Source organism: Lysinibacillus contaminans (assembly GCF_001278945.1).
In the GTDB taxonomy this organism is placed as follows: domain Bacteria; phylum Bacillota; class Bacilli; order Bacillales_A; family Planococcaceae; genus Lysinibacillus; species Lysinibacillus contaminans.
This window is the reverse complement of record NZ_LGRV01000003.1, coordinates 625,431-650,944: the sequence shown is the minus strand read 5'-3', so window position 1 is coordinate 650,944 and position 25,514 is coordinate 625,431. Positions and strand designations below refer to the sequence as shown.

The following is a 25,514-nucleotide window of genomic DNA, read 5'->3' as shown; positions in this document are numbered from 1 at the left end:
GTAATCCCCTAACCTCGCAGTTAGGGGATTTTTTTAGATCGTTTGAAATTGTTCAATGAAGGCTAACACCATTTGACTGCCCTCCTTTGTACCGATTGATTCAGGATGAAATTGAAGACCAAATACCGGATAGTGTTTATGTTGGATTGCCATTATTTCACCGTCATCACTCGAAGTAGCCGTCACGATGAAATCCTCGTGTAGTGTACTCGGCTCAATACTGAGCGAATGATAACGCATTACTTCAACGTCATTGTCTAAATGAGCAAACAAGCCAGTGCGCTCATAATTTAATGTCGATAGTTTACCGTGCATTATGTTTTTTGCCTGAGCAATAGTACTACCAAATGCTTGCCCTATCGATTGATGACCAAGACAAATGCCTAAAATCGGAAATTTTGTGTAGAGTTCTTTCACAACATCTACCGTAACACCCGCTTCATCAGGAGTTCCCGGCCCTGGAGACAAAATAATTGCCTCTGGCTGTAATGCCTCTATCTCCGCAATTGTCAGTTCATCGTTTCGCACTACTTTCACGTCCTTACCAAGCATGCTTACTTGCTGATATAAGTTATATGTGAATGAATCATAATTATCGATTAATAGAATCATTATTTTACCTCCAGTAGCGCGCGGGCTTTATTTAATGTTTCCTCGTATTCAGATACCGGCACAGAATCATACACAACACCAGCCCCAGCCTGAACGTGCGCACGGCCATCTTTGACAACCATCGTACGAATGGCAAGTGCTAAATCCATATCCCCTGTAGAAGAAATATAACCAACCGCACCCGCATACACACCACGTTTCACAGGTTCCATTTCATTAATAAGCTGCATCGCGCGAATTTTCGGTGCGCCAGATACAGTACCAGCTGGTAAGCAAGCACTGAGTACATCTAATACATGCACCTCATCACGCAAATCACCCATAACCTCCGACACAATATGCATCACGTGCTTATAACGCTCAATATTCATATATTTTACTAACTTTACCGTACCAATTTTTGAAATGCGACCGATATCATTGCGTCCAAGATCTACAAGCATGCGATGCTCTGCAATTTCTTTTTCATCATTTAGTAGGCCTTCCGCAATGGCTGTATCCTGCTCTGGAGTCTTCCCGCGTGGTTTCGTACCAGCAATCGGGTTCGTCGTCACTTTGCGGTCCTTTACTTTCACTAAGCTTTCCGGTGACGTCCCTAAAATCGTATACGCACCGTAATCCATATAAAACATATATGGCGACGGATTCGACGTTCTTAGCTGACGGTATAAAGCAAATGGATTACCCGAAAATGGTGATGTAAAACGTTGCGATAATACTATTTGAAAAATATCGCCCTTCACAATATGTGATTTTGCACGTTCCACCATGGCAACAAATTCTTCTTTTGGAATCATCGGATGAAAATCTAATTCTCCCAAATCCATCACACCATACGTTGTACCTGCATGTAGTTGTGTTTCCATTTCAGCAATTGCTGCATCCATTTCTTTAATTGAACGCCCCTCACCAAATAAATCAATCGCGGCTAACGTAATTTCTTGCTTTAAATGATCGAACACGATAAACGTATCATAGAAAAATACGTGAACATCTGGCATATCTAAATCATCTTGCAAGTATTCGCCGATTTTTTCTGCGTAAAATGCTGTCTCGTAACCAAAAAGGCCAATTGCTCCACCGAAAAAACCAAATGGATAATCTGCTTCATGAAATGGCATTACTTGCTTTAACTTTGCTAGTACGTCACCGCTCGAGTTCACAATATTTTCATTCTTGGCGAATGTATAGCCATCTTTATCTCCAACAAGTTCCGCAATCGGATTAACGGCGATGAATGAATACCGACCACTCTCCTCATGCTTTGCGGATGATTCAAATAGCATTTTATGTTTTCCTACAAGTGATTGATAGACCGAAATTGGCGTCATCATATCCCCTTGCAATGCCTTCATGGCAAAATTTCTAAGCTCAACTGTCATACTCATTCTCTCCTTCGCTCTGCTCTGCTACACCCAATAATGCATATAAAAAGGCCTTTCCATCAAAAAAGGACGGAAAAGCCGTGGTGCCACCTTCATTGGTCTATACAAGACCCACTCAACTATACCCTGTAACGTAGGCTTACGCTAACCCCTACTTTCCAATGCTCTTTAACGTTTAAACGCCAAGGCCATTTTCGCTAGGTTCAGGGCTAGAGCTCCGAAGTCCATTCACTAATCGCTTTGTACTAGCTTCCACCAACCGCTAGCTCTCTCTAACAATTCAAATAGCTACTACTCTTCATCAAGGCTGATTACTAATTTCTATTGTAAAAGAAAAAGTCTAACAATTCAATTTATATTTATTTATGCAACCCATATTCTCCAATTGGCTCAGCAAGGGCAATCTGTTGCTCTTCGAAAATTTGGCGAATTGCAAATAAAATATCCTGTCGCACAGCAAGCGTATCTGCTGTATCATTCGTCACCACAAAAAATCGAATAAGGACACGATAAGAGGTTGGATAAAATTCATCTATAAATACATGAATTATTTCTTTCTCCGTTTTCGCATGCAGATAAATTTGTTGGTGAATCGTGCTTAACGCATTGCGCAAATTTGCTTCTTCATTTTCAGCCGATACATAAAGAAACTGTTCGCATTTACGTTTTTCACGTTTGCTCAAATTATAAAGAGGACGATTTACCAAGTAGGAGTTTGGCACATAGACAAGCCCTTTATCACCTGTTTGGATGAGCGTACTCCGAAGATTAATATCTTCAATCGTCCCTTCAATTTTTTGATCTTCTGTTGCAATCCAATCACCAATTTGAAATGGATTATCAAGTGCAACTGACATTCCACCAAAGACATGCGCCAGTGTATCACGTATACCAAAAGCAATCGCCACACCAGTCAAGCCAATCCCAGTTAAAAAGCCATTTAAGTTAAAATTCCAAAGAGAAGCAATAGTAAACATGGCTAAAACCATGATGAGTACTTTCGCAATGCGCAAGAAAAATGGCATGAGTACATTTTGCTCATCCTTAATACTAAGAGGGACAGGTTCTCTTGTATAATAATGCAATACATCGTACACACCTTTAAAGGCAAAAAATACTATTAACGACATTACAAAACTCTTCGTCGAATCAGGTGAAAAAAATGACCTTTCGAACAATCGCGCCAAGCTAAACACTATGATCGCTGACATAAACGCATAGCGAATTGCTTTACTAAACTGAGCAAGTACAGTCGCATAAAACAGCTGTGAACGCTTCTTCAAAACCGCTACACATCTTGTAATAATTCTTTTTAAAATATAATGCTGAAACAACCAGCCTACAGCACAAACCCCAATTACAATGAGGACATCTATCCACACTGGCATTGCAATATCCGTTTGTAACCATTTCCATTTCAATGAATCCATTTCATTCTCCTTTATATATGTACGTTTACAAAATAAATTGCTCTTTTCACCTTCGAAAGGAGCGTGAATTCACTAAAAAATCGCATCCTCTGCAAAAAATACTTTATCGGCAAACCAAAAATATTGCTCTTTAAAATTATTTTCTTGCATGGCTATGACTGAGACATCTATGTGATATTTATGAATCATTTCTTGCATCATTGTTTTCACACTCGGCTCTACTAAACGTCGCCCATCAATTGGCACACCTTCTGTGAATATAATGATATCCGCATCTGTACACTGTTGTTTTTTTTGTAGCAACCCTTCGACAAACTGTAAAACAGGTATGATGGCTGCTTCACTGGCAACATCACATTCAATAAAATCAGTAAAGTAAGATAAATTTAACCTTCCTTTTTCAAATCGATAATGCCCATGAACAAGATTATTATACGGTACAATATATAAATCACGGTGCTCACGATGTGCAGTGACGAACAATGGTAAAACCATGCTTTTACAAATTTCAGTATACTTCGCCATTCCTTTAGTTTGTTCTAAGCAAATTATAATTGGACCTGGCTCTTTTTTATACTTGGCGAACGGGACATGAAAAACATTGCCCTGTTTCGTTGTTTGATGCTTTAGATCATTTAGTTTCGCATCATTCCATTTACGTTCATAATACAACCGTTGCTCCTCGCTATTCGCTAAACGTTCTTCCAATTCAATAGCAGGTATATTCCCTTCGATTTCATGAATGATTTCCACTAAAGCTATTGCAAATACTGCCATATTTCGTAACGTTTCACTATTGAAAAAATATTCAACAAAAAAAGATTGTTCTTCTTCACTTAACTCATCTACGTGTAAATTTTTATATAAAAAGAGCAGCAATTCGCGTTGCTCATCTGTTAAAGTTCTGTCTAGTTTTTCTACGAATGTTTCTACATTATGCTCCACGAAACAGCACCTCCAATATAAACTTTTTTAAAATCTTTTCTATAGTATATCCATTTTCGTTTTTTGACAACAAAATACACACCACAGTATATAACGAGATTGTGGTGTGTAACGTTGCAAAATCTGCTTTATCTTTCTGCTTCATCGTTGTAAGGGACCTGAAAAATGCATGAATAATGTTCATTCCATCAGTTACCTCAATCTATTATTAAACTTTCGCTTAGTATCTACAAAAAAAGAGAACGGCTTCTAACTCGCCATTCTCTTTCCCATTAGTTATTCAATTCATAATGTTTGCCTTTGATTAAGTAAAATAAATGTTCAGCAATATTTGTGGCATGATCCGCTGAGCGTTCTAAATAGCGGCAAATAAACGTCAAATGTGTAATTTGGTGTATATGTGCAGGATTTTCAGCACCAGCACGAAGTAGTAAGGTCACAGTTGCACCATATAAATCATCGACATAATCGTCTAGCTCAGCAATTTCCTTTGCCCTTACTGTATCTTCTTCTGTAAATGCTGTAATAATATTCTCTAGCATTTCCACTGTTTTATTGCACATCGTTTGCAGATTGTTCGTCGGGAATATAAGAGGATCTTTGCCAATGCGAATCGTTTCTTTTGCAATATTCACAGCATAATCTCCCACTCTTTCCATATCCGATGCCGCCTTTACAAGCACCATCAGACGGCGTAAATCTGTCGCCACTGGCTGCTGTTTAGCAATGAGTAAAATAACACGGTCATTAATTTCTTCTTCTAGACGATTAATGACTAAATCATCTTCTAATATTTTTAAAGACTTTTCTAAATCTTGTTCTAATAATGCATCAAAGGCAGTTTTTAATGCATGGATACTACTAGTAGCAATTTCTACAAATTGCTTTTGTACCTCTTGCATTTCTTGCTCAAAGCGTTCGCGTACAATCATCTAATCTTCCTCCTTAGCCGAAGCGTCCCGAAATATAATCTTCTGTACGTTGATCTGCCGGTGTTTGGAAGATGACATCCGTTTTATCGTATTCAATCACTTCACCACTTAAGAAAAAGGCTGTTCGGTCTGAAATACGTGCAGCTTGTTGCATATTATGTGTCACGATGACAATGGAATAATCTTTTTTCAGCTCTTGTACAAGCTCTTCTACTTTTAACGTCGAGATTGGGTCAAGTGCAGATGTTGGTTCGTCCATTAAAATAACATCTGGCTCAACAGCTAAACAACGTGCGATACAAATACGTTGTTGCTGACCACCCGAAAGACCATATGCATTTTGGTTTAATCGATCTTTCACTTCATCCCAAATAGCGGCACCTCGCAGTGACTTTTCAACAATTTCATCCAGTATTTTTTTGTTTTTAATGCCATGAATACGTGGACCATAGGCAATGTTATCGTATATAGATTTTGGGAACGGATTTGGTTTTTGGAACACCATCCCCACTCTCGTACGCAGCTCTTCCACTGTATAATCCTTATCTAAAATATTTCGCTCACGGTATAAAATTTCACCAGATGTTCTAACAATCGGCACAAGCTCTACCATCCGATTTAACGTTTTTAAATAGGTAGACTTCCCACAACCAGAAGGGCCAATAATTGCCGTTACTTCATTTTCATAAATACCTAAATTAACGTCCTTCAAGCCGTGGTGATCGCCGTACCATAAATTTAAATTTCTCGTATCATACACAATATTACCCGCCACTTCCGTTACTGGCTTTGCACCCGTTTGAATCTTTTTGACAAATGTTTTTTCTTCTTGGATTTTCAGTACCATTTGGTCACCTCATTAATAACGTTTTTGAAATTTATTTCGAATAAAAATGGCTATAGAGTTCATCAGCAATAGCACCGTCATCAACACTAAAATACCTGCTGAAGCAACGTATTGGAATGCTTCTTGTGGACGTTTTGCCCAATCGTAAATTTGCATTGGCAAAGCCGTAAATTGACTCAATAAACCATCCGGTAAAAACTGTAGAATAACCGGAATCCCAAGTACAACAAGCGGAGCTGTTTCACCAATCGCACGTGATAAGGCTAAAATACTCCCTGTTAATATCCCAGGAATAGCGGCTGGTAGCACCACCCGAAGAATCGTTTGCCATTTTGTTGCGCCCATACCATAGGATGCTTCGCGCTGTTCACTTGGTACTGCTCGAATAGCTTCCTGTGCCGCTACAATGATGACCGGCAAAATGAGTAAACTCATCGTGAAGCCTGCTGCTAAAATACTTTTCCCAAGTTCCATCATACGAACGAAAATTGTTAACCCAAGTAGACCAAATACAATGGAAGGTACACCTGCTAAATTTGAGATATTCATACGAATAAAATCATTTATCCTATTTTTCTTTGCATATTCCTCTAAATAAAGCGCCGTCCCTACACCAAGGATAATGGACACAGGTGCTACAACACCCATTAGCCACAAGGAACCAACTAGCGCTGCCTTAATGCCAGCTTTATCTGCAAACCGTGAAGCGAAATTTGTTAAGAAGTCTATATTTAAATAGCCAATTCCTTGCGTCACAATACGAAATAACAAAATAGCGAGCGTTATAAGCGCGAAAATTGTTGCTAAGAAAAACAACGCCTTCCAAACTTTATTGAATGTAATACGCTTCGTCATTCGTTTCATGACGGCCGTCTCATCTATATAGCGCATGCTAGTATACCTCCCGGAAGCGTTTCGAAATATAGTGAGCTAGTAAATTCATCACTAATGTGAAAATGAATAATGTGAAACCAACTGAATAGATCGAATAATAAATGGTTGTGCCATACCCTGCGTCACCTGTGGATACTTGTACGATATAGGCAGTCATTGTTTGAATTGAATCCGTAACATTTAGATCAAACTTCGGCGTTGATCCTCCTGCCAAAGAAACAATCATCGTTTCACCTATTGCCCGGGAAATAGCAAGTACAACTGAGGCGATAATCCCAGACAGTGCAGCTGGTAACACTACTTTTATCGCAACTTCAAACTTCGTTGCACCAACTGCTAATGCTCCTTCGCGCATACTATTTGGCACACTGGACATCGCATCTTCAGATAATGACGTAATCATCGGTAAAATCATGACACCTACGACAATCCCAGGACTAAGTGCATTGAAGATTTTAAGACCTGGAATTAATTCTTGTAAAATCGGTGTGACAAATGTTAAGGCAAAAAAACCGTAAACAATCGTTGGCACACCAGCTAGCACTTCTAATATTGGCTTTATCGTACGTCTTGCTTTCTCACTCGCATACTCACTTAAATAAATCGCTGAACCTATACCAAATGGCACTGCTACGATAACAGCGATAAGCGTTACCTTCAACGTTCCCGCAATTAGAGGTAAAATCCCAAACAACGGTTCCTTTCCTGAAAACGGTAGCCACTGTGTACCAAATAGGAAATCCGTAATCGACACACGCTTGAAAAATTCAAACGTTTCAAAAATAAGGGTGAAAACAATGCCAAATGTCGTCAAAATAGAAATGAGCGCTGCAGAAAATAATAGAGCTGGCATGGCTTTTTCCACTATTTTCTTTGTTTTATGATTGCGTGAGTTCGCAATTAATTGCTGCACAGATGATGACTTATTTTCTTTTTGAGAAACCATGGGGTGCTCCTTTCAAGCAAGTAAGGGAAAGAGTATACTCTCCCCCTTCAAGCATAGCTACTTATTTTAAGCCTTCTAAAGTTGTTAAACCTTCAGCATACTGTTCATCTGGAAGACGAACATAACCTACCGCTTCCGCCATATCTCCTGCATTTTCAAGCGTATATTTCAAGAAATCATATGCCGCTTCGTTATCTTTGATAGAATCATTTTTTACGTATGTGAATAGTGGACGTGAAAGTGGTAAGTAGTCACCCGTTTCAATTGTGTCATGTGTTGGTTCTACACCGTTTATTTTAACAATGTTTAATTTATCTTTATTTTCAAGATAGTACGCGAAGCCGAAGAAGCCGATTGCGTTTTTATCGCCTGCTACACCTTGTACGAGCATATTATCATCTTCTGATAATGTCGCAGCGCTTACTAAATCTGCACCGTCTAAAATAACTTCATCGAAATAATCATACGTACCAGAGTCAGTACCTGGTGAATAGAAGATAATTTCTTCAGCTGGCCAAGAAGGATCTAAATCCGACCATTTTTTCACTTTACCATCTTCTGTCCAAATTTGTTTTAACTGTTCTACTGTTAAATCCTTTGCCCAATCATTTTCAGGATTTACGACTACTGATAAACCATCATTAGCTAGCGCTAATTCAGTATAGGCAATACCTGCCTCATCAAGTTTAGCTTTCTCTTCATCTTTTATATAACGAGATGCATTTGCAAAGTCTGTTTCCCCTGCGATGAATTTTTCAAAACCACCACCAGTTCCCGAAACACCTACCGATACTTTGACATCCGGCTGTGCACCTGCATACTCTTCTACAACCGCTTCAATAATTGGCGCTACTGTAGATGAACCGTCCCCAGCTACGGATCCTTGCAGTTTTTTGTCATCTGCTTCTTGTCCAGAATTTGCCGCCGAATTTGTTTCTGCATTGTTACCTGAGTTATCACTGCCACATGCACCTAGCATTAATGCTGAACCCATTACCGCTGTCATCGTTAAGTACTTCCACTTTTTCATCTCATTTGCCTCCGTCACTAACGTTTTTTATAGTTGTTTTCCTTACATTCTTTACTATAAAGGCTGATTGTTGAAGTCGTATAAACCATTCGTAAAAGAGACGTAAAGGAATGTAATGTTTTGTAAACCATTGTAAATGTAGGTTTACAAATGAAATAAATTGCTTCTATTTTAAATAAGGCTATAATGAACAATTGTGTTAACAGTGACAAATAAGAGCCTAAGGGAATTTAAGCGGCTATCCTGCTAGCCTAGACACTAATAAACAATAAGGAGTTTGACATTGTGAAAAAACATTCAAATCTACAAAATGCCGACTACTTCAAAACGTATTTAACACTAGTAATGGATCATCGAGAACTTTCTTTACAGGAAGCAGTAGATTTTATGATACAGTCTTACTTCAGTAATAACGTAGAACTTTATGGCGTGCAATCAAAGCAACAATTTGAACTAGCTATACAACAATTATCTGCATAAAAAACAAGCTACTTTCTGTATTTAAGAAAGTAGCTTGTCTTCAGTGTTCATTTGAATTTTTCAGCATTCACAAATAAAAAAAAAGCTGGGCTATAAATAGCCTCAGCGATTTTTCTTATTCTTGCTCATCTTCACCAATTTTATCTTCTGTGATTGCTGGAAGAATTGGTTGTTCCACATTACTTTCAGAAACTTTAGTCGATTCATATTTTTCCTTTAGCTCGTAATACTTATCGAGTGAACGTTTAGCAATGACGTTCGCATGAGGCAAATAAATATTAAAGTTAGTTGTTGCCCATGGAATAACGACTGCATAGGCAATTTCAGGGTTTTCAAGCGGTGCAAAGCCAACATGCGTTAGGTTAACTGTATTCGTACCGTAATAATCTGTTAATGGTCCGTAATATACTACCTCAGCTGTCCCTGTTTTACCTGCTGCTGTGTATGGCGCATTCGCAAATTGTCCCCGAGCAGAACCTTGCGAACCAGCATATACACGACGAAGGCCTTCTTTCACATAGTCAATCTCTTCTGTTGGATTATCAATGCGGTTTAAAATCGTTGGTCCAATTTCTGTTTCCAATGGACCAAGTTGTTGTCCATCTTTTGAAGGCCCACGTACTTCCTTCACTACATGCGGTTGAATTCGATAGCCACCATTTGCCACCGTTGAAATATACTGCACTAATTGCAACGGAGTATACGTATCGTACTGCCCAATTGCTAAATCGAGTGTTTTACCACCATACGTTGGACCAGATGGACCCATCACACCACTAACTTCATTTGGTAAATCGATACCTGTTTTGATCCCTAAACCAAATTGCGCATAATTATTACGCATTTTCGAGAAAGTATCGTCGTTCAAACGTAACGGCATATTGTAGCTATATGGCGTCCCGTTAATTAGCATCGCAATTTTAAACATATATACGTTAGACGAACGTTCAAGCGCCGTTAAATCATTCATTGAGATATAACCACTACGATTAAAAATGGAACTCTTTACTGGCGTACCTGCTAAGTGAATTGGTTCATCTCCTAATGTAGTACCCATAGAAATAACACCTTGGTTATAACCAGTTAATACCGTTGCTGCTTTAACGACAGAGCCTGCTTCATAGGCCGTTGTAAACGAACCATAAGCATAATCCACTATTACATTTTTCCCTGTATCCGGATCCTTCTCGATTTTCTTACCTACCATCGATAAAACATCGCCTGTATTTGGATCCATCATCACTAAAAAGGCGCGGTCTAATAAGTATGAACTACCCATAGCTTTCAAAGCGAGTAACTCTTCTTCTACAATTTTCTCCGTTTCCGCGAGCAGTTCACTATCGAACGTTAGTACTAAATCCTTACCTGGCTCACCCTCGTACGTTGTAATCGTATCAACAACTTGCCCTTTTTTATTCGTAATATTTTTGACAACTGTTTTTTGACCTTGTAGCAACTCTTCATACTGCGCTTCGATATAACTTTCACCCACTCGGTCATTTCGCGAATAATCACGCGCTAAGTAGTAATCAAGCTTTTCGTTTGGAATCCCTTTAGCAGGAAGTGTAGTACGACCTAAAACAGACAGTGTTGACAGTTTTACACGCTTCCAATCCGTTGTTGTATTCACTCCTGGTAATTCTGTTAGACGTTCTGATACACGTGCAAATTCTTCATCTGTTACGTTTTCACTTTTAATAATTTGCGGTGATAAGTTGTAGCCCGACGCCATTTCTCGGTAGATCGCTAGCACTTCTAAATCAGCCTCTGTTAGTTGCGCTAATTCCTCGTCAGTAATACGTTCACGAACAAGTTTATCAACCGCAGCGTTCGCTTCACTTGTGGTAATATTTTCTCGGCTATTAATTTCTGTTATTTCTTCATCTGTTACTTTTGCATAGGCTTCTTCATGATTTTTCAAAATCCAAAAATCATATCTATCACGCATCGTCACACGATTCGTTGGTTGCTCGATTAAAGCGGCTAATTCCTCTGCAATTTTTAACATGTCTTCCGATTTGGTCGTTTGCATTTTCGTATACGTAATCGCATTTTCAGGCTGATTATCGACTAAGATTCGTCCGTAACGGTCATACATACGGCCCCTCGGTACACTTGTATTCACAGGCACTTCCTCTGTACGCTCTAGAATTCGCACATAATCTTCACCTTTTACAATTTGCATATAACCAAGTCTAAAAATCAACATTGAAAATACGATAAATATAGAAAAGAAAAGGACATTCATACGAAATGTTAAATTGGAGTGATGCTTTGCTTTAACACTCGACGCGCGACTCTTTCCTTGCGTTTTGCGCATATAGATCCCCTCCTTCATACATGTCTGCTCAAATACACGATACTAAGTATACCACCCAAAGCCACAGCAGAAAAGCATGGTCTTTCACTAGCGAGCATTAGCCTTAATTACTTCATTTGGCCTTTAATTAAATTGTACTTACTCAATAAGCTCCCTTTCAAAATCCTTAATCATCGTTAAAACTTTACTTTTATTCATTTGTTGTTTCTGCACCCACAAAAATATGCAAAGAAGTACGCATCTAATAGACGGACTTCATTTAAGATAAGTTTCATGTATTTGCTGGTTTTATCAAAGTATATTTCATAATGCACTATATTGTTCGACAACGTTCTTTAACTAGATTACTATATAACGAGGATTAAATTCCCTATAATACAAGTTAAAGGAAGGTTGGTTTTGTGAAAAAATATGTCCTAAGCTGTATCCTCATTATCTTAGTAGTAAGTTCCCTCAGTATACCTAAGGGTAACGCACAAACATTTGATGATCCTACCCATGGTCCGGGGTTAAATCTTTTAAGTGAAAAAAATGCATTATTACCTGAAAGTGATGGTAAATACTATCCGTACCGAAAAGTCACACGAGCTGAATTTGCATTTTCCCTTGCTAAAACGTTCGACCTACCTACTGCAACGGGTACTTCTTTTAAAGACGTTCCTACTACCAACCGCTATATTTCCGGCATTCAAAGCGCAGCGAAAGCAGGCATCGTCACTGGTTATACAAAAACCAATGAATTTAAGCCAAACGAATTGATTAGTCGCCAACAAATGGCGGTCATGATTAATCGTACATTAGATTATTCACAAGTACCGAAAAAAACTACAAAGCTAACGTTTACAGATACATCAAAAATCGCTGTAGATTATCGTGATGCTGTAGCAACTGGTGTTGCATTATCCATTATAAAAGGTTTAGAAAACAACACTTTTGGTCCACAAGAAAACGCGACGATTGCACAATCCGCAACATTTATTTACCGTCTTAACAATTATATAGCGACACAAGTAGTTGACACGCAACCCTTTAGTACGGCTACTATTCAAAAAGATGGCCAATATGCAACTGTACAGAAGTTCGACACTTCAAGTGAAGCCATTCAAGCGATGCCTGCAAACGGAGTCGTACTGAAGCAGGGTAAAGTCATCTCAATGTCAGCAGGAATTGCTGTATTAAACAAAGAAGTCGCTTATGACATTACCCGTACAGATAAAATGCCTCTCGCAACTAATACAGAACTTGGTTATGTTAAGAGTGACGGTAACAAGGTAACAGTTACAATTGGTGGTCGCACAGGTACATTATCAATAGATGATATTACCCTAGTACCCGCACATCCGGCATTAGATCGATCTTATTATGAAGTAGTGAATGGTGAGTTAGTGTTTAAAATCTATTCTCATAACAATAAGCGTAAAGAGGGCGATAATGTGATTGGTGTTGCCCCTAACTTTATGAAAGCAGGAACTCGCTACTACAGCACAGACGGCATTTCCTTTACAAACGAAGATGGTAAGCATGTAGGTGATGCCTATAATTACTATCAATTTTTGCCGATGCGCACAAAAACTGCTTACACAGCAAAAGAAATTGATGCGTATATTGTACAAGAGTTGAAAAATCGTGAAGCAAAAGGCTCAAGTAGTTATGTAGATGCTACTAAAAAAAGCAAACTTCTCAATGCAGGAGTCACTTTAAAAAAACTCGAAGAGCAATATCAAATTAACGCCATTTTGATATTAGCAGTTGCAATGAACGAGAGTAACTATGGCATGAGCAACGGCGCACAAAATAATAATAACTTCTTCGGTATCGGTAAAACATCCAGTGCAGTAGTCGGTAATGTGTATGCTACTGCTGAAGAAGGACTTTCGGCATTTGCTATAATTGTAAACAAGGACTTTATTGCACCAAGTGGTGATATTGAGACCTACGGATATGGTGCGGTACTCGGATCAAAAGCAGTTGGCATGAATGTGAAATATGCCGCAGATGCAAACTGGGGGGCTAAAGCTACAGCTCACTATTATGCACTTGATAAAGCGTTGGGCTTTAGAGATGCTAAACAAAATTACAAAATCGGTTTTACTATCGATCCAGACTATCCGTATCTAAATGTTCGCACAGGTCCGTCTGAAACTTTTAAAAAGTTATACAGCTATAAACGCTTCAACCTACCAGTATTAGTATATGGCGAGGAAAATGGATGGTATAAAATCGCATCCGATACATTACATGACCAAGCTGTATACATTATAGGAGATTATTTAAGATTACAAGAAACTACTAAATGATAGATTAACTACAGCAATTTCGTTTCCATACAAAAAGGGTGTCTCGAAAATTATCGAGACACCCTTTTTAATTTTACCTCTATATTCTACTCTGCAGAAACAACCTATTTTTCTTTATAAATTGATTATTTAGCAGCTTGGAATTTAGCTTCTACTACATCCCAGTTTACTACGTTCCAGAAAGCACCAATGTAGTCTGGACGACGGTTTTGGTAGTTTAGGTAGTAAGCATGTTCCCAAACGTCTAAGCCAAGGATTGGCGTTTTACCTTCCATAATTGGAGAGTCTTGGTTTGGAGTTGAAGTTACAGCAACTGAGTCGCCATCAACGATTAACCAAGCCCAGCCTGAGCCGAAACGAGTTGTTGCAGCTTTAGCAAATTCTTCTTTGAAAGCATCAAAAGAACCGAATTTAGCATCGATTGCTTTTGCTACTTCGCCAACTGGTGTATTAGAACCGCCTGGAGCGATTACTTCCCAGAATAATGAGTGGTTTGAGTGACCGCCACCGTGGTTACGTACTGGTGTTTGTTTGTCAGCTGGAAGTGCATCGATGTTAGCGATTAATTCGTTAAGATCTTTCCCTGCAAATTCAGTACCTTCTACCGCTGCGTTTAAGCCTGCAACATAAGTATTGTGGTGTTTAGTGTGGTGAATCTCCATTGTTTTTGCATCAATATGTGGTTCTAATGCGTCATAAGCGTAAGTTAATTGTGGTAATTCGAAAGCCATGTTTGTGTTCCTCCCTATAATTAAAGAAATAATTAGTACATCCTTAGATTATCAAAATTGGTCAAACCATTCAATGAAAATTACCTCAAATCATAGATTTCAGCCTTTTGACTGAAAAACCAATCAGAATACTTACTTCCCATGATTCAAATTATCTAAACCTATTAAAACAATTATGACTCACCGGAATTTTGATGATGATCCCTATGAAATCTATAAATCCTTATTAGATAGTAAACTTTTCTGCTTAGTAAAGTTAAATTGCGATAAAAAACACAACAATCATAGCTACTTGAATAACCGCTTTCGCCACAGTAGATGTTAAAAAACCAACAAGTGAGCCTACGCCACTTTTTACAGCTTCTCCTACTGCGCGACGTTCTACAACAAGTTCCGCGATGACAGCGCCTAAAAATGGACCGATTAATATCCCAGCAAAAGGAATTACAAATGGACCAATTAACAAACCAATTGTACTACCCCACATGCCGGCATTCGAGCCACCAAACTTTTTAATGCCAAATGCATTCGCAACAGTATCTGCGCCAAACAATAACACAACAAATAATATTTCAATGATCCAGAACCACCAGCTAAGCTCCGCAAACGAGAAAAACGCCCCGTATAATAAAAATCCTCCAATTAAAAATATCACGCCCGGTATAATAGGATATACTAACCCGACAAATGACACGATGAAACAGGCAATCACTAATATCCATCCAACTATTTCCATATCTTATTCTCCTTCTGACACACATTGCCTACTATACGTGCTACGACAAAAAAAGTTTCAAATCATCAATGTCGAATACCTAAAATAGAATCCGCAATATTCACCGCATGATCGCCAATACGCTCTAAATTACTGACTATATCCGTAAAAACAATCCCAGCAGTTCCATTACATTCGTTGGTATTTAAGCGCGCAATATGCTTTTGACGCAACTTATCTTCCATGTCGTCAATCAAGCTTTCTAGTTCCGTTACTTCCTGCGCAAGACTCAGACTAGCTGTATCTAGCGCCTCCATGCTTTTACGCACCGCTTCAATTGCCAAACTAAACATGCCAATCAGATCCTGTCTTGCTGATTTACTTAGGATCACCTGATGATGCTCTTTATATTGCAGTAATTCCAAAATATTTTCAAAATGGTCACCAATACGCTCAATATCACGTACATTTGTTAACAGCATATGATGGCGCACAGAATCAGCACGCGATAACGATTGCTTGGATACCATGACTAAATAGTTCGTTATTTCTTTATCTAGATTATTTAACACCGCTTCAAGCTGTAAAACAGTAGGAATATGTTCTTCATCACCTGTTTTCATATAGTGGAACGTTTCCTCTAAACCTCTTAGTGCATGGTCGCCCATTCGAAGAACTTCCTCTTTCGCCTGCCCCAGTGCAATGGACGGAGAAGAGTCGATAAACGAAGGATCCAAATGCTTTGCTGTAAAGTCAATATCGCCACCTGTCCCTGGCATAATTTTTGTTACGATTGTCGCTAATACCGCTATAAATGGTAGTTGAAGCATTGTGTTGAATATATTAAATGAACCATGGGCCACAGCGATTTGCATGCGTGGTTCCAAGTGAAACATTTTACTGATCCATTCAATATAGTGCAAAAATGGCGTTAAGAAAATAATAAAAATAATCGAGCCAATGACATTAAATAAAACATGTGCCGCGGCTGCTCTTTTTGCGTAAATTGAGGCACCTACCGAAGCTAATACAGCTGTTATGGTTGTACCGATATTTTCACCAAATAATACTGGTAGAGCTCCATCTAGCCCAATCAATTGCTCAGCAAATAAGCCTTGCAATACGCCAACCGTTGCTGTCGAACTTTGCACGATTAATGTAAAAACCGTTCCCACTATAACGCCCAAAATAGGCTGGTCACTAATATGTACGGTTAGCTCAGCAAAAGTAGTTAAATTATGAAGGACCTGCATGCTTCCTCCCATTAGTTCAAGCCCTAAAAATAAGCCCCCAAAACCAAAGACAATCTGCCCGACATGATGATAACTTGCTTTTTTGAAGAAAAAGATGAGTGCTGCACCAATCGCCAATAATGGATAAAAATACATACCAAGATTAATACCAATTATAAATGCCGTCACGGTTGTTCCAATATTAGCCCCCATAATGACACCTATTGCTTGCCGTAACGTTAAAAAGCCCGCACTAACAAGTCCGACTGTAATAACGGTCGTTGCCGAGCTCGACTGAATACAAACCGTTACCACTATCCCGACTAACACACCTATTAGCGGATTTGTCGTAAAACGGTTCAACCACTCTCGTAATCTATCATCTGCAGATTTCTGTAAACCTTCGCCCATTAATTTAATGGAAAATAAAAATACACCTAATCCACCTAAAAACTGAAATAGCATACTCTGCCAATCTATCGTCAATTGTGTCCGCTCCAATTCCCATATCTCTACTTGTCTAACCCTAATGATTAATAGATAAACTATAAAAAGTAAAGAAATCATTCAACATCTTTACAAAATGTTAACAATTTGCCACAACCTTATCCCACTACATGCACGTTTCTTTTATTGTAACGCTTCAACATGTTAGAATAGCGAATGGAGGAGATATTTTTCATGAAACACTCACAACTATTTATCGATAGCCTGATTCATCCAAAAAAACTAGCAGCCTATCGGTTATTACCAATTGGTAAAGTCATTCAATATACATTTTTATTAATTTTACTTGTCACAGTCTTTTCATTCGGAAGATTTACTGCTGGGGTAAACGTTGATAATTTTGACATTAGTGGCTTAACAGCATACATAGAAGAAATTAAATGGTTGTTATATCCTGCAACATTTCTAATGCTTTTTATCTTCACGACTATGCTTATTTTTGCTCAAATTGCTCTCTATGCATTTGCTGGTTTATTCTTTTTGAAGGTCATGAAACGCCGGGGAGAATACCGTAATGTATGGCGCACGACAACCTTTGCGATTACATGGACAACATTGATAAGTTTACTAGCTGCTTATCTACCAATTAGTGAAACAGTGACTTCTGTTTTCTCATTATTATTAACACTAACTCTATTAATAATTTCCTTTACAAAGTACCCAATTCAACCAATAACAAAATAACGTGCATGATTCCCCCCTTTTCTCAATATAGTGTAGGAAAGGAGGGGGTTTTTTGCGTGCATTACTATTAACGGCAATTATTGTGCTTGTTGCATTCATAGTGAAAATAGATTTAACTGAAGGCACATTGCCACTAGCATCCTTTTATCCAAAAGAAACGGAAGAGCTTTGTGAAGATCAACGTGAACCTATCTACATCAGTGTACAAGTAATTCAAGGTGACACCATTCACAGTCTATTTGCCATTCAACCCGCAAAAGTACCCATGACCTTCCCAGAACGCTTACAGCTCTTTTACCAATTAAATCCACATTTACAATTACAGGAACTTGTCCCTGGTGAAAATATTAAACTTCCACTCTCATATGAACTCGAAAACTTATGCGGAAAATGAAAAGTTAACGTTTCTTCCTTGTTCTTATTTTCCTACACTGCTAAAATAAATGTCAGTGACGGCCAAAAGTAGCGGCCCGAAAAGGAGAGAAAGTTAATGAGTGAAATTTGTCACCGTACAAAAACACGTCCAGTACGTGTCGGTAATTTAACAATTGGTGGTAGTAATGAATTATTCATTCAAAGTATGTGTACTACTAAAACACATGATGTCGAGGCAACAGTAGCCGAAATTCTACGTTTAGAGGAAGCGGGCTGTCAGCTTGTTCGTGTAGCGGTGCCAGATGAACGCGCGGCCGATGCAATCGCCGACATAAAAAAACAAATTCATATTCCATTAGTAGCTGATATTCATTTTGACTATAAATTAGCGTTAAAAGCGATTGAAAATGGTATTGATAAAGTACGTATTAACCCAGGTAATATTGGGCGTAAAGAAAAAGTAGAAGCGGTTGTAAACGCAGCAAAAGCAAAAGGTATTCCAATTCGTATTGGGGTAAACGCTGGTTCTTTAGAGCGTCACATTCTAGAAAAATACGGATATCCTACTGCTGATGGTATGGTAGAGTCTGCGCTACACCATATTAAAATTCTTGAAGACTTAGACTTCCACGATATTATTGTGTCGATGAAAGCTTCTGATGTAAACCTTGCGATTGAGGCATATGAAAAGGCATCTAAAGCATTTGACTACCCTCTTCACTTAGGGATTACAGAATCAGGCACACTATTCGCGGGTACTGTGAAATCAGCTGCTGGTCTTGGTGCAATTTTATCGAAAGGCATTGGGAATACTTTACGTATTTCTTTATCGGCTGACCCTGTAGAAGAAATTAAAGTAGCACGAGAATTATTGAAATCATTCGGCCTAGCATCTAATATGGCAACACTTATCTCTTGCCCGACTTGCGGTCGTATTGAAATAGATCTAATCTCTATTGCAAATGAAGTAGAAGAATACATTTCTAAACTAAGTGTACCTTTAAAAGTAGCGGTTCTTGGTTGCGCAGTGAATGGTCCTGGTGAAGCACGTGAAGCTGATATCGGGATCGCTGGTGCACGAGGTGAAGGTCTGTTATTCATGAAAGGCAAAACAGTCCGCAAAGTACCTGAAGCAACAATGGTAGAAGAATTGAAAAAAGAAATCGATAAATTAGCTGCAGAAATGTTAGAAAAACGTGAAGCAGAAGAAGCAGCAAACACAAAAGTCTAAGGTGGTGCAAGCATGACAAAGCCTCGTTTTGGTATTGATATTGACGGAACAGTAACGTGTCCAGGCACACTCATTCCGCATATTAACAAACAGTATAATGTCAACATCACACTTGATGATGTCTGTGAATATGATTTTTTATCCGCGTTCCCTCATCCGGTGGATCGCGCAGCTTTTCAAACATGGTTTAAGGAAAACGAACCGTTTATGTATGAAGTATCAGAAGCAGCAAAAGATGCTAAGTACATTTTAAATACTTGGCGAAATAACTACGAGCTGTATTATATTTCTGCTCGCGGTGAAAACGTATCAGATATCACAGTAAATTGGTTCAAATCGCAAGAAATTCCTTACGATCATATCGAGCTAATTGGTAGCCATGACAAACTAGCTGTTGCTAAAAAACATGGCGTCCAAGCATTCTTCGAGGACAAACATGATAATGCCGTAATGCTCGCTGAAGAATTAAAGATACCTGTCGTTTTATTCGATACACCTTATAATCGCCTTGCCGTGCCTGACAACGTTGTACGTGTCTATAACTGGCAAGAAGCGAATCAATATATTACAAACTATTTTAAATGAAAATGAGTCGTGTTCAACATCTTGTTGACACGACTCATTTTCTATTTACTATTTCAGATTTCTACTATCCCCCGTAACCAGCGTTCCACAAAAACCTCGAACGTAATTCCATAATTTTCATATACATTATGATATACGAAATACACACCTAATCTATTAAGTAACTCATCATTAATTTTTATATAGGCCACCTCCTTAATAAGGGAAATTATTTAAAAAGTCACACCTAAAAGTTGAAAAAAAGTAAATACACCTATTGCACTTAATCTGAAGCAACTCTTTCCCTGAATCCAGTAAGTTATGTAACTCTTCTACTTATCAGCTTAGTCGTTGCTAAAATGTCACAATCTTCTACCTACATGCCCTTTTTTCCAAATTTTTTTTCGTTAAGATAAAGGTAACAACTTGTAAAATAGGAGGGTACTTGTGAAATTGATTAAAAATATAGTTTTTATCATTTGCCTTAGTGTTCTTTTGACGGGCTGCGGAGATAGACTCTCAGAAATTAAGGATGCTGCATCTGGCATAAATGCAACAGCAAATTCAGCAGCAAGTGCGCTAGGCCAAGATGTCCACTCTGTAAGGGAAATTACAATTTCTTACAACGATGAAACTTTCACGATAAATGATTTATTTAAAACTATATTACGTGATACACGTTGGGAATATGACGCACACGAAGGAAAGATTCATATTAAGGGGACATGGATTGACCCACTATTCTCCGATCAACAATGGGATGACGTCTATAAAAAACAATTAGCGGAAACCGGAGAAATCACGGTGACATGTAGTATTCAAGATGGCCAAATTAATAGCGCTTTCACAGATGTAAAACTCGTATTCGATGAGGAGACTATCCTTCAGATGACGGGGGAAGATGCCCTTTACCATCTATATGAGACCTATTTACAAAAATAAAAAAACAGCTTTTCTAACGGAATTTCCGTTCAGAAGAGCTATTTTTTATGCTCGCGTGAAAGATCTCAATATTCTTTCTAGTCAAACTATTATATACTAAAATAATAGGTCATTACCAAAACATGTACTTTACTGAAAATAAACCCATTATAGGTGAGCACATGGAACGGAAGGCGGCGACTCCTAGGGAATCAGCGAGCAACTTGAGACCCTGCAGGAGCCAAGCGACGAAGCGGCTAAAGGCTCGCCTCCTGGAAAGCGTCCGCCTGTAGTGGAACGTGCTGTCCTGTACAGATTTTGGTGTTGAGCCAACATAATAGATATATATTTTTTCACAGAGGGGTTTTGCTATGAATAGAAAACATGCAGGGGTTTTACTAGGGGGAATCCTATTGCTAGTTCTTGCAATGGGTATAAGTCGCTTTGCATTTACACCAATATTACCGTTTATGCGAAGAGACACGGGATTCACACTTGAAACAGCAGGTTACTTGGCGTCAAGCAATTATGTTGGCTATTTTATAGGAGCATTATGGGCTGGGTTTTTATTCCGCCGCAAAAAAATGATTTTACTCGTGAATGTATTATTAAATGTTGCGTCTGTTATTTGGATGGGCTTAACTGAAATATTCACACTTTGGCTGTTGTTACGACTAATTGCTGGCATCACAAGTGGATTCATTTTCGTGTTAACTTCGAGTATCATTATGGATTATTTAGCACAGGAAGTACTTACGAAATGGTCTGGCTATTTATTTAGTGGAATTGGTCTTGGTATTGCTATTTCAGGACTATTCGTACCTTATTTAGAATTAGCTTACACATGGAAAGGTGCATGGCTTGGACTTGGGTTGCTTTCCCTTGCATTCTTCTGCGTAACACTTGTCACGTGGCGCAATTTAACGATTCAGGATGGTGTCAAGAAAGTTAAGGCATCTAATGGCAAAATGACAGCAGGGTTTATGCCATGGCTCATTGCTTCCTACGGGTTAGAAGGGCTTGGTTATATCATTACAGGGACATTTTTAGTCGATATTATACATAATATCCCTTCCCTTTCATCCTATTCTTCCTATAGTTGGGTTGTAGTCGGACTCGCTGCAGTACCCTCTGCCCCGGTATGGATCGTACTGTTATCAAAATATTCACCGGTACATATTTTAACGGTTGCGTATATCATGCAGGTGATTGGGATTTTACTACCGGTCTTTTCGCAAACCGCACCAAGTGTATTACTGTCGTCGTTTTTATTCGGCTTGACATTTGTTGGGATTGTAACATTGACTACGTCTTATGCAAGACAGCTATTTCCCACACAAAGTAACGCAGTCGTTTCCGTTTTAACAACATTTTATGCACTTGGACAAATTATTGGACCGATTGTCGCGGGCAAGTTAGCAGCATATTTCGATAGTTATAAAGCTGCCTTATTATTTGCAGGTGTAATGGTTTTTGCTGCTCTCATCGTTATGTTAATTGGGCATATTAAAACACAGTTACGTGCTGAGAACAGTAATACCGTGACCACAATTGAAACATAAAATTGATGGAGTACACTAAAAGAACAAAACATTTCTGTCTTTAGGGGAACATTACCAAGGCATATTACACTGTAACTCCTTGTTGTTTTCCGAAGCTTTCCGCGGGGCGTATATAGCGAGTGAAGCGACTCATCGGACACCCCCTCCCCCGGAAAGCGTACAGCCGGAACGGAAATCAACCCCACATGGCAAGTACAGATTTTAATTTAGAGCCTTTTTTACGAATATCTTATTTCAAAAAAAGCTTCCATATGAAAATCTCATTTTTCATGCCGGGATTTTTCGTAATTTTACATTTTTGCTCATTGACAATTTTTTCAACACTATGAGTACACTATGCGTTTATCGCATAGTGTATTTTTTTGTTCAATCTTACAAATTTGAAATGTCGTTACTTATTATTTGTATAGTATAAAATCATCACGTTATAATCAAAGCATCACGTTATGGTTTGGAGGTGTTCATATTGGGACAGAAAAATTAAAAATTGGTGAACTTGCTGAAAAGACAGGTATCACAAAAAGAACAATTGATTATTATACTAATATTGGCTTGTTAGAAGCAGAACGTTCCGCATCCAACTATCGTTATTATGAATCATCAATGATTGACCGTCTCCAATATATTGAACAACGTAAACATGACGGTTTATCGCTTGAAGAAATCCAGGCTGAATTACAGATCACACCTTACGAAGAAATCGATGTGCAAACGATTCGCTTAAAAATGCAAAACTTAGAGCACGATGTAGCATCTCTGCTCGCTCATTTTGACAATCAAGATCAAAAAAATATTCAATCGATTAAAAAAAATGTTTCAACAGAAAGTATTGCGCTCATGCAATCTTTACTACTACTTATTAATTAGGAGGTGACGTTCTGTTTTTTTTTGTAGAAACAGAACGACTATTTGACCATACTTAACTTATCAATTTTCATTATTTTATTAGCATTAACAGCATTTTTCGTTGCGACGGAATTTGCCATTGTCAAAGTACGAACATCAAGACTTGACCAGCTTATTGCTGAGGGCAATAAGAAAGCAATCCCTGCAAAGCATGTTGTTGACCACCTAGATGAATACTTATCTGCCTGTCAGCTAGGTATTACGGTAACTGCCCTTGGTATCGGGATGGTCGGAGAAAAAACATTCGAATTTATGCTGCATCCCCTATTCGATATGATTGGGATATCAGATAAATACATGAGTATATTCACGATTGGTTCGGCATTTGCCATTGCAACGTTCCTACATGTAGTTGTAGGTGAATTAGCACCAAAAACTGCCGCAATTCAAAAGGCTGAAACCATTACATTACTCTTTGCTAAACCAATTATGACCTTCTACAAAATAATGTATCCGTTCATTTGGTTCTTAAACGGCTCTGCTCGAGTACTTGTTGGTCTCTTCGGCATGAAGCCCGCTTCTGAACACGAACTATCACATACTGAAGAAGAATTACGTTTACTACTTTCTGAAAGCTTTAAAAGCGGTGAAATCAATAAATCCGAGTTAAAGTACGTAAACAACGTCTTTGAATTTGATGAACGTATTGCGCGTGAAATTATGGTGCCACGTACAGAAATTATTGGGATTGAAAAAAATGACACTTACACGAATATGATTCACTTTATTGCCTCAGAGAAATATACGCGCTACCCGATTTATGACGGCGATCGTGATAACATTTTAGGTTTTATTAATGCCAAAGAGTTATTCGCGCACGGTTTAATCGACAAAATTACTGACGAAACACTTGTACTAGATGATTTTATCAACCCAGTTATTCATGTCATTGAGACGATTCCAATTCAGGAATTATTAGTACGCATGCAAAAAGAACGAATCCATATGGCTATTTTAATGGATGAATACGGTGGCACGTCTGGTCTTGTAACCGTTGAAGATATTTTAGAGGAAATCGTTGGTGAGATTCGTGATGAATTTGATGACGACGAAATTGCTGATATTCGAAAAATAAGCGACAATCATTATATTTTAAATGCAAAAATGCTTGTAGAGGATGTTGAAAATTTACTAAATGTAACACTAGATGCAGAGGATGTCGAGACGCTAGGTGGTTGGTTCTTAACCGCTAATAACGGCAATAAAACTGCAGAAAATATTGAGTTAGAATCCTATATCTTTAGTATATACGAGCAAGAAGGACATCAATTACATTACATTGAGGTCCGTCCTTTACAAAAAACGATGCCTACAACTTCTGAAACAAACTAATATTAATGATAGTTTATTTGTAGTCTAAATAGAAAACCAAAGCTATTCAGACTACAAATTGCTATCAATAGTCCATTATTAGAGCGCTATTCCGTCTAAAAATTTCATACTGTTCCTTTTTTATACATAACACTATATAATTAAAGGTATTGATAGTATCTTTTTTTCAGGGGGCATAGTTATGAAATTATTCAAACTTTATCATTCAGATGGAATTCACATTATTACAGATGTAAAAAAACACAAAACAAATATTGAATTAAAAACGATTACAGGCGAAGCTTTATACATCATTGTTGTGACCGACGAAAACTATACTGTATATGATGACCGTTTCGCTGGTGCTTCGAAACAGCTAAATTCTGTAGAAGCTTTTGATATTGACGGTAGTTTCCGTAGTCTAGACTTTGATAATATGCGCAAGCTTTTCAAGGAAGCTTTTACAAAGTTACTAGATGAAATTGCAGATTGTGTAAACGACAAAGATGAGCTTGTAGACATCGATACACTACGACATAAAGTAAGTGCACAAATAAAGGGAATTCACTTTCGTGTTATTTCTGACACAAAAAAATATGAATATTAATGACATCCTCTCACTATCTTCTTACTAGTTAGTGAGTTTTTTCTGTCTTA

General features: G+C 38.2%; 24 protein-coding genes and 1 other annotated feature. Of the genes, 11 read left to right on the top strand and 13 right to left on the bottom strand.

From position 1 onward, the window contains the following. Positions 1-33: 33 nt before the first annotated feature. From AEA09_RS05480 to AEA09_RS05440, 9 genes are all read right to left on the bottom strand, one after another. Complete coding sequence (locus AEA09_RS05480) at positions 34-612, bottom strand: anthranilate synthase component II (protein ID WP_053582874.1); 579 nt, start codon at positions 610-612, stop codon at positions 34-36. Then, entirely contained in the window at positions 612-1,994 is a 1,383-nt protein-coding gene (gene trpE / locus AEA09_RS05475) for an anthranilate synthase component I (RefSeq protein ID WP_053582873.1), read from the bottom strand. The genes AEA09_RS05480 and trpE overlap by 1 nt, the downstream gene beginning before the upstream one ends. A gap of 65 nt (positions 1,995-2,059) precedes the next feature. Further along, positions 2,060-2,311 (bottom strand) — a binding site (T-box leader). A 45-nt stretch (positions 2,312-2,356) separates the two neighbouring features. Beyond that, positions 2,357-3,427, bottom strand: a complete 1,071-nt coding sequence (locus AEA09_RS05470; RefSeq protein WP_053582872.1) for a mechanosensitive ion channel family protein — start codon at positions 3,425-3,427, stop codon at positions 2,357-2,359. A gap of 72 nt (positions 3,428-3,499) precedes the next feature. Then, positions 3,500-4,372, bottom strand: a complete 873-nt coding sequence (locus tag AEA09_RS05465) for a hypothetical protein (protein ID WP_053582871.1) — start codon at positions 4,370-4,372, stop codon at positions 3,500-3,502. Positions 4,373-4,644: 272 nt separating this feature from the next. Continuing rightward, complete coding sequence (gene phoU / locus AEA09_RS05460) at positions 4,645-5,304, bottom strand: phosphate signaling complex protein PhoU (protein ID WP_053582870.1); 660 nt, start codon at positions 5,302-5,304, stop codon at positions 4,645-4,647. A 13-nt stretch (positions 5,305-5,317) separates the two neighbouring features. After that, positions 5,318-6,151 (bottom strand): phosphate ABC transporter ATP-binding protein PstB, encoded by an 834-nt coding sequence (gene pstB, locus AEA09_RS05455; RefSeq protein ID WP_053582869.1) that lies wholly within the window; start codon positions 6,149-6,151, stop codon positions 5,318-5,320. 12 nt (positions 6,152-6,163) lie between these two features. Next, positions 6,164-7,042 carry a phosphate ABC transporter permease PstA gene (gene pstA, locus AEA09_RS05450; RefSeq protein WP_053582868.1) on the bottom strand — a complete coding sequence of 293 codons (879 nt, stop codon included), beginning with the start codon at positions 7,040-7,042 and terminating at the stop codon, positions 6,164-6,166. 1 nt (position 7,043) lies between these two features. Then, on the bottom strand, positions 7,044-7,991 hold the full coding sequence (gene pstC, locus AEA09_RS05445) for a phosphate ABC transporter permease subunit PstC (protein ID WP_053582867.1): 948 nt from the start codon (positions 7,989-7,991) through the stop codon (positions 7,044-7,046). A gap of 61 nt (positions 7,992-8,052) precedes the next feature. Further along, positions 8,053-9,021 (bottom strand): PstS family phosphate ABC transporter substrate-binding protein, encoded by a 969-nt coding sequence (locus tag AEA09_RS05440; protein WP_053582866.1) that lies wholly within the window; start codon positions 9,019-9,021, stop codon positions 8,053-8,055. Positions 9,022-9,306: 285 nt separating this feature from the next. On the opposite strand from AEA09_RS05440, the gene AEA09_RS05435 reads away from it, so the two are divergent. Then, on the top strand, positions 9,307-9,501 hold the full coding sequence (locus AEA09_RS05435) for a hypothetical protein (RefSeq protein WP_053582865.1): 195 nt from the start codon (positions 9,307-9,309) through the stop codon (positions 9,499-9,501). Positions 9,502-9,616: 115 nt separating this feature from the next. Here AEA09_RS05435 and AEA09_RS05430 read toward each other — a convergent pair whose 3' ends face one another. Next, positions 9,617-11,821 carry a peptidoglycan D,D-transpeptidase FtsI family protein gene (locus tag AEA09_RS05430; protein WP_053582864.1) on the bottom strand — a complete coding sequence of 735 codons (2,205 nt, stop codon included), beginning with the start codon at positions 11,819-11,821 and terminating at the stop codon, positions 9,617-9,619. A gap of 401 nt (positions 11,822-12,222) precedes the next feature. Here AEA09_RS05430 and AEA09_RS05425 point away from each other — a divergent pair, with 401 nt between their 5' ends. Continuing rightward, positions 12,223-14,118 (top strand): S-layer homology domain-containing protein, encoded by a 1,896-nt coding sequence (locus AEA09_RS05425; RefSeq protein ID WP_053582863.1) that lies wholly within the window; start codon positions 12,223-12,225, stop codon positions 14,116-14,118. A gap of 125 nt (positions 14,119-14,243) precedes the next feature. Here AEA09_RS05425 and AEA09_RS05420 read toward each other — a convergent pair whose 3' ends face one another. From AEA09_RS05420 to AEA09_RS05410, 3 genes are all read right to left on the bottom strand, one after another. Beyond that, positions 14,244-14,849 carry a superoxide dismutase gene (locus AEA09_RS05420; RefSeq protein WP_053582862.1) on the bottom strand — a complete coding sequence of 202 codons (606 nt, stop codon included), beginning with the start codon at positions 14,847-14,849 and terminating at the stop codon, positions 14,244-14,246. A gap of 256 nt (positions 14,850-15,105) precedes the next feature. Then, complete coding sequence (locus AEA09_RS05415) at positions 15,106-15,585, bottom strand: DUF456 domain-containing protein (RefSeq protein WP_053582861.1); 480 nt, start codon at positions 15,583-15,585, stop codon at positions 15,106-15,108. A 65-nt stretch (positions 15,586-15,650) separates the two neighbouring features. After that, positions 15,651-17,282 carry a Na/Pi cotransporter family protein gene (locus AEA09_RS05410; protein ID WP_053582860.1) on the bottom strand — a complete coding sequence of 544 codons (1,632 nt, stop codon included), beginning with the start codon at positions 17,280-17,282 and terminating at the stop codon, positions 15,651-15,653. Positions 17,283-17,477: 195 nt separating this feature from the next. On the opposite strand from AEA09_RS05410, the gene AEA09_RS05405 reads away from it, so the two are divergent. The 9 genes from AEA09_RS05405 (at position 17,478) to AEA09_RS05365 (ending at position 25,464) form a co-directional block, all read left to right on the top strand. Next, positions 17,478-17,987, top strand: coding sequence for a DUF1189 family protein (locus AEA09_RS05405; RefSeq protein WP_053582859.1), 510 nt, complete (start codon positions 17,478-17,480; stop codon positions 17,985-17,987). Between the two features lie 52 nt (positions 17,988-18,039). Then, complete coding sequence (locus AEA09_RS05400) at positions 18,040-18,381, top strand: hypothetical protein (protein WP_053582858.1); 342 nt, start codon at positions 18,040-18,042, stop codon at positions 18,379-18,381. A 96-nt stretch (positions 18,382-18,477) separates the two neighbouring features. Further along, entirely contained in the window at positions 18,478-19,593 is a 1,116-nt protein-coding gene (gene ispG, locus AEA09_RS05395) for a flavodoxin-dependent (E)-4-hydroxy-3-methylbut-2-enyl-diphosphate synthase (RefSeq protein WP_053582857.1), read from the top strand. A 12-nt stretch (positions 19,594-19,605) separates the two neighbouring features. After that, positions 19,606-20,178: a 5' nucleotidase, NT5C type gene (locus tag AEA09_RS05390; RefSeq protein WP_053582856.1), complete on the top strand. Its 573-nt coding sequence runs from the start codon at positions 19,606-19,608 to the stop codon at positions 20,176-20,178. 426 nt (positions 20,179-20,604) lie between these two features. Next, complete coding sequence (locus AEA09_RS05385; RefSeq protein WP_053582855.1) at positions 20,605-21,099, top strand: hypothetical protein; 495 nt, start codon at positions 20,605-20,607, stop codon at positions 21,097-21,099. A 350-nt stretch (positions 21,100-21,449) separates the two neighbouring features. Further along, complete coding sequence (locus AEA09_RS05380; RefSeq protein ID WP_053582854.1) at positions 21,450-22,640, top strand: YbfB/YjiJ family MFS transporter; 1,191 nt, start codon at positions 21,450-21,452, stop codon at positions 22,638-22,640. Between the two features lie 402 nt (positions 22,641-23,042). After that, a complete protein-coding gene (locus AEA09_RS05375; protein ID WP_245622785.1) occupies positions 23,043-23,507 on the top strand; it encodes a MerR family transcriptional regulator in 465 nt (154 codons plus the stop codon). 42 nt (positions 23,508-23,549) lie between these two features. Then, on the top strand, positions 23,550-24,878 hold the full coding sequence (locus AEA09_RS05370) for a hemolysin family protein (RefSeq protein ID WP_053582853.1): 1,329 nt from the start codon (positions 23,550-23,552) through the stop codon (positions 24,876-24,878). A gap of 181 nt (positions 24,879-25,059) precedes the next feature. Beyond that, complete coding sequence (locus AEA09_RS05365) at positions 25,060-25,464, top strand: hypothetical protein (RefSeq protein WP_053582852.1); 405 nt, start codon at positions 25,060-25,062, stop codon at positions 25,462-25,464. Positions 25,465-25,514 lie beyond the last annotated feature (50 nt).

Bases quoted from the DNA above. Each gene is read 5' to 3' on its own strand.
- AEA09_RS05470 (WP_053582872.1), bottom strand. From the start codon at position 3,427: ATGGATTCATTGAAATGGAAATGGTTACAAACGGATATTGCAATGCCA.
- pstB (WP_053582869.1), bottom strand. From the start codon at position 6,151: ATGGTACTGAAAATCCAAGAAGAAAAAACATTTGTCAAAAAGATTCAA.
- AEA09_RS05365 (WP_053582852.1), top strand. From the start codon at position 25,060: ATGAAATTATTCAAACTTTATCATTCAGATGGAATTCACATTATTACA.
- AEA09_RS05390 (WP_053582856.1), top strand. From the start codon at position 19,606: ATGACAAAGCCTCGTTTTGGTATTGATATTGACGGAACAGTAACGTGT.
- AEA09_RS05380 (WP_053582854.1), top strand. From the start codon at position 21,450: ATGAATAGAAAACATGCAGGGGTTTTACTAGGGGGAATCCTATTGCTA.
- pstA (WP_053582868.1), bottom strand. From the start codon at position 7,042: ATGCGCTATATAGATGAGACGGCCGTCATGAAACGAATGACGAAGCGT.
- phoU (WP_053582870.1), bottom strand. From the start codon at position 5,304: ATGATTGTACGCGAACGCTTTGAGCAAGAAATGCAAGAGGTACAAAAG.
- AEA09_RS05405 (WP_053582859.1), top strand. From the start codon at position 17,478: ATGAAACACTCACAACTATTTATCGATAGCCTGATTCATCCAAAAAAA.
- AEA09_RS05430 (WP_053582864.1), bottom strand. From the start codon at position 11,821: ATGCGCAAAACGCAAGGAAAGAGTCGCGCGTCGAGTGTTAAAGCAAAG.
- ispG (WP_053582857.1), top strand. From the start codon at position 18,478: ATGAGTGAAATTTGTCACCGTACAAAAACACGTCCAGTACGTGTCGGT.
- AEA09_RS05440 (WP_053582866.1), bottom strand. From the start codon at position 9,021: ATGAAAAAGTGGAAGTACTTAACGATGACAGCGGTAATGGGTTCAGCA.
- AEA09_RS05415 (WP_053582861.1), bottom strand. From the start codon at position 15,585: ATGGAAATAGTTGGATGGATATTAGTGATTGCCTGTTTCATCGTGTCA.
- pstC (WP_053582867.1), bottom strand. From the start codon at position 7,991: ATGGTTTCTCAAAAAGAAAATAAGTCATCATCTGTGCAGCAATTAATT.
- AEA09_RS05420 (WP_053582862.1), bottom strand. From the start codon at position 14,849: ATGGCTTTCGAATTACCACAATTAACTTACGCTTATGACGCATTAGAA.
- trpE (WP_053582873.1), bottom strand. From the start codon at position 1,994: ATGACAGTTGAGCTTAGAAATTTTGCCATGAAGGCATTGCAAGGGGAT.
- AEA09_RS05480 (WP_053582874.1), bottom strand. From the start codon at position 612: ATGATTCTATTAATCGATAATTATGATTCATTCACATATAACTTATAT.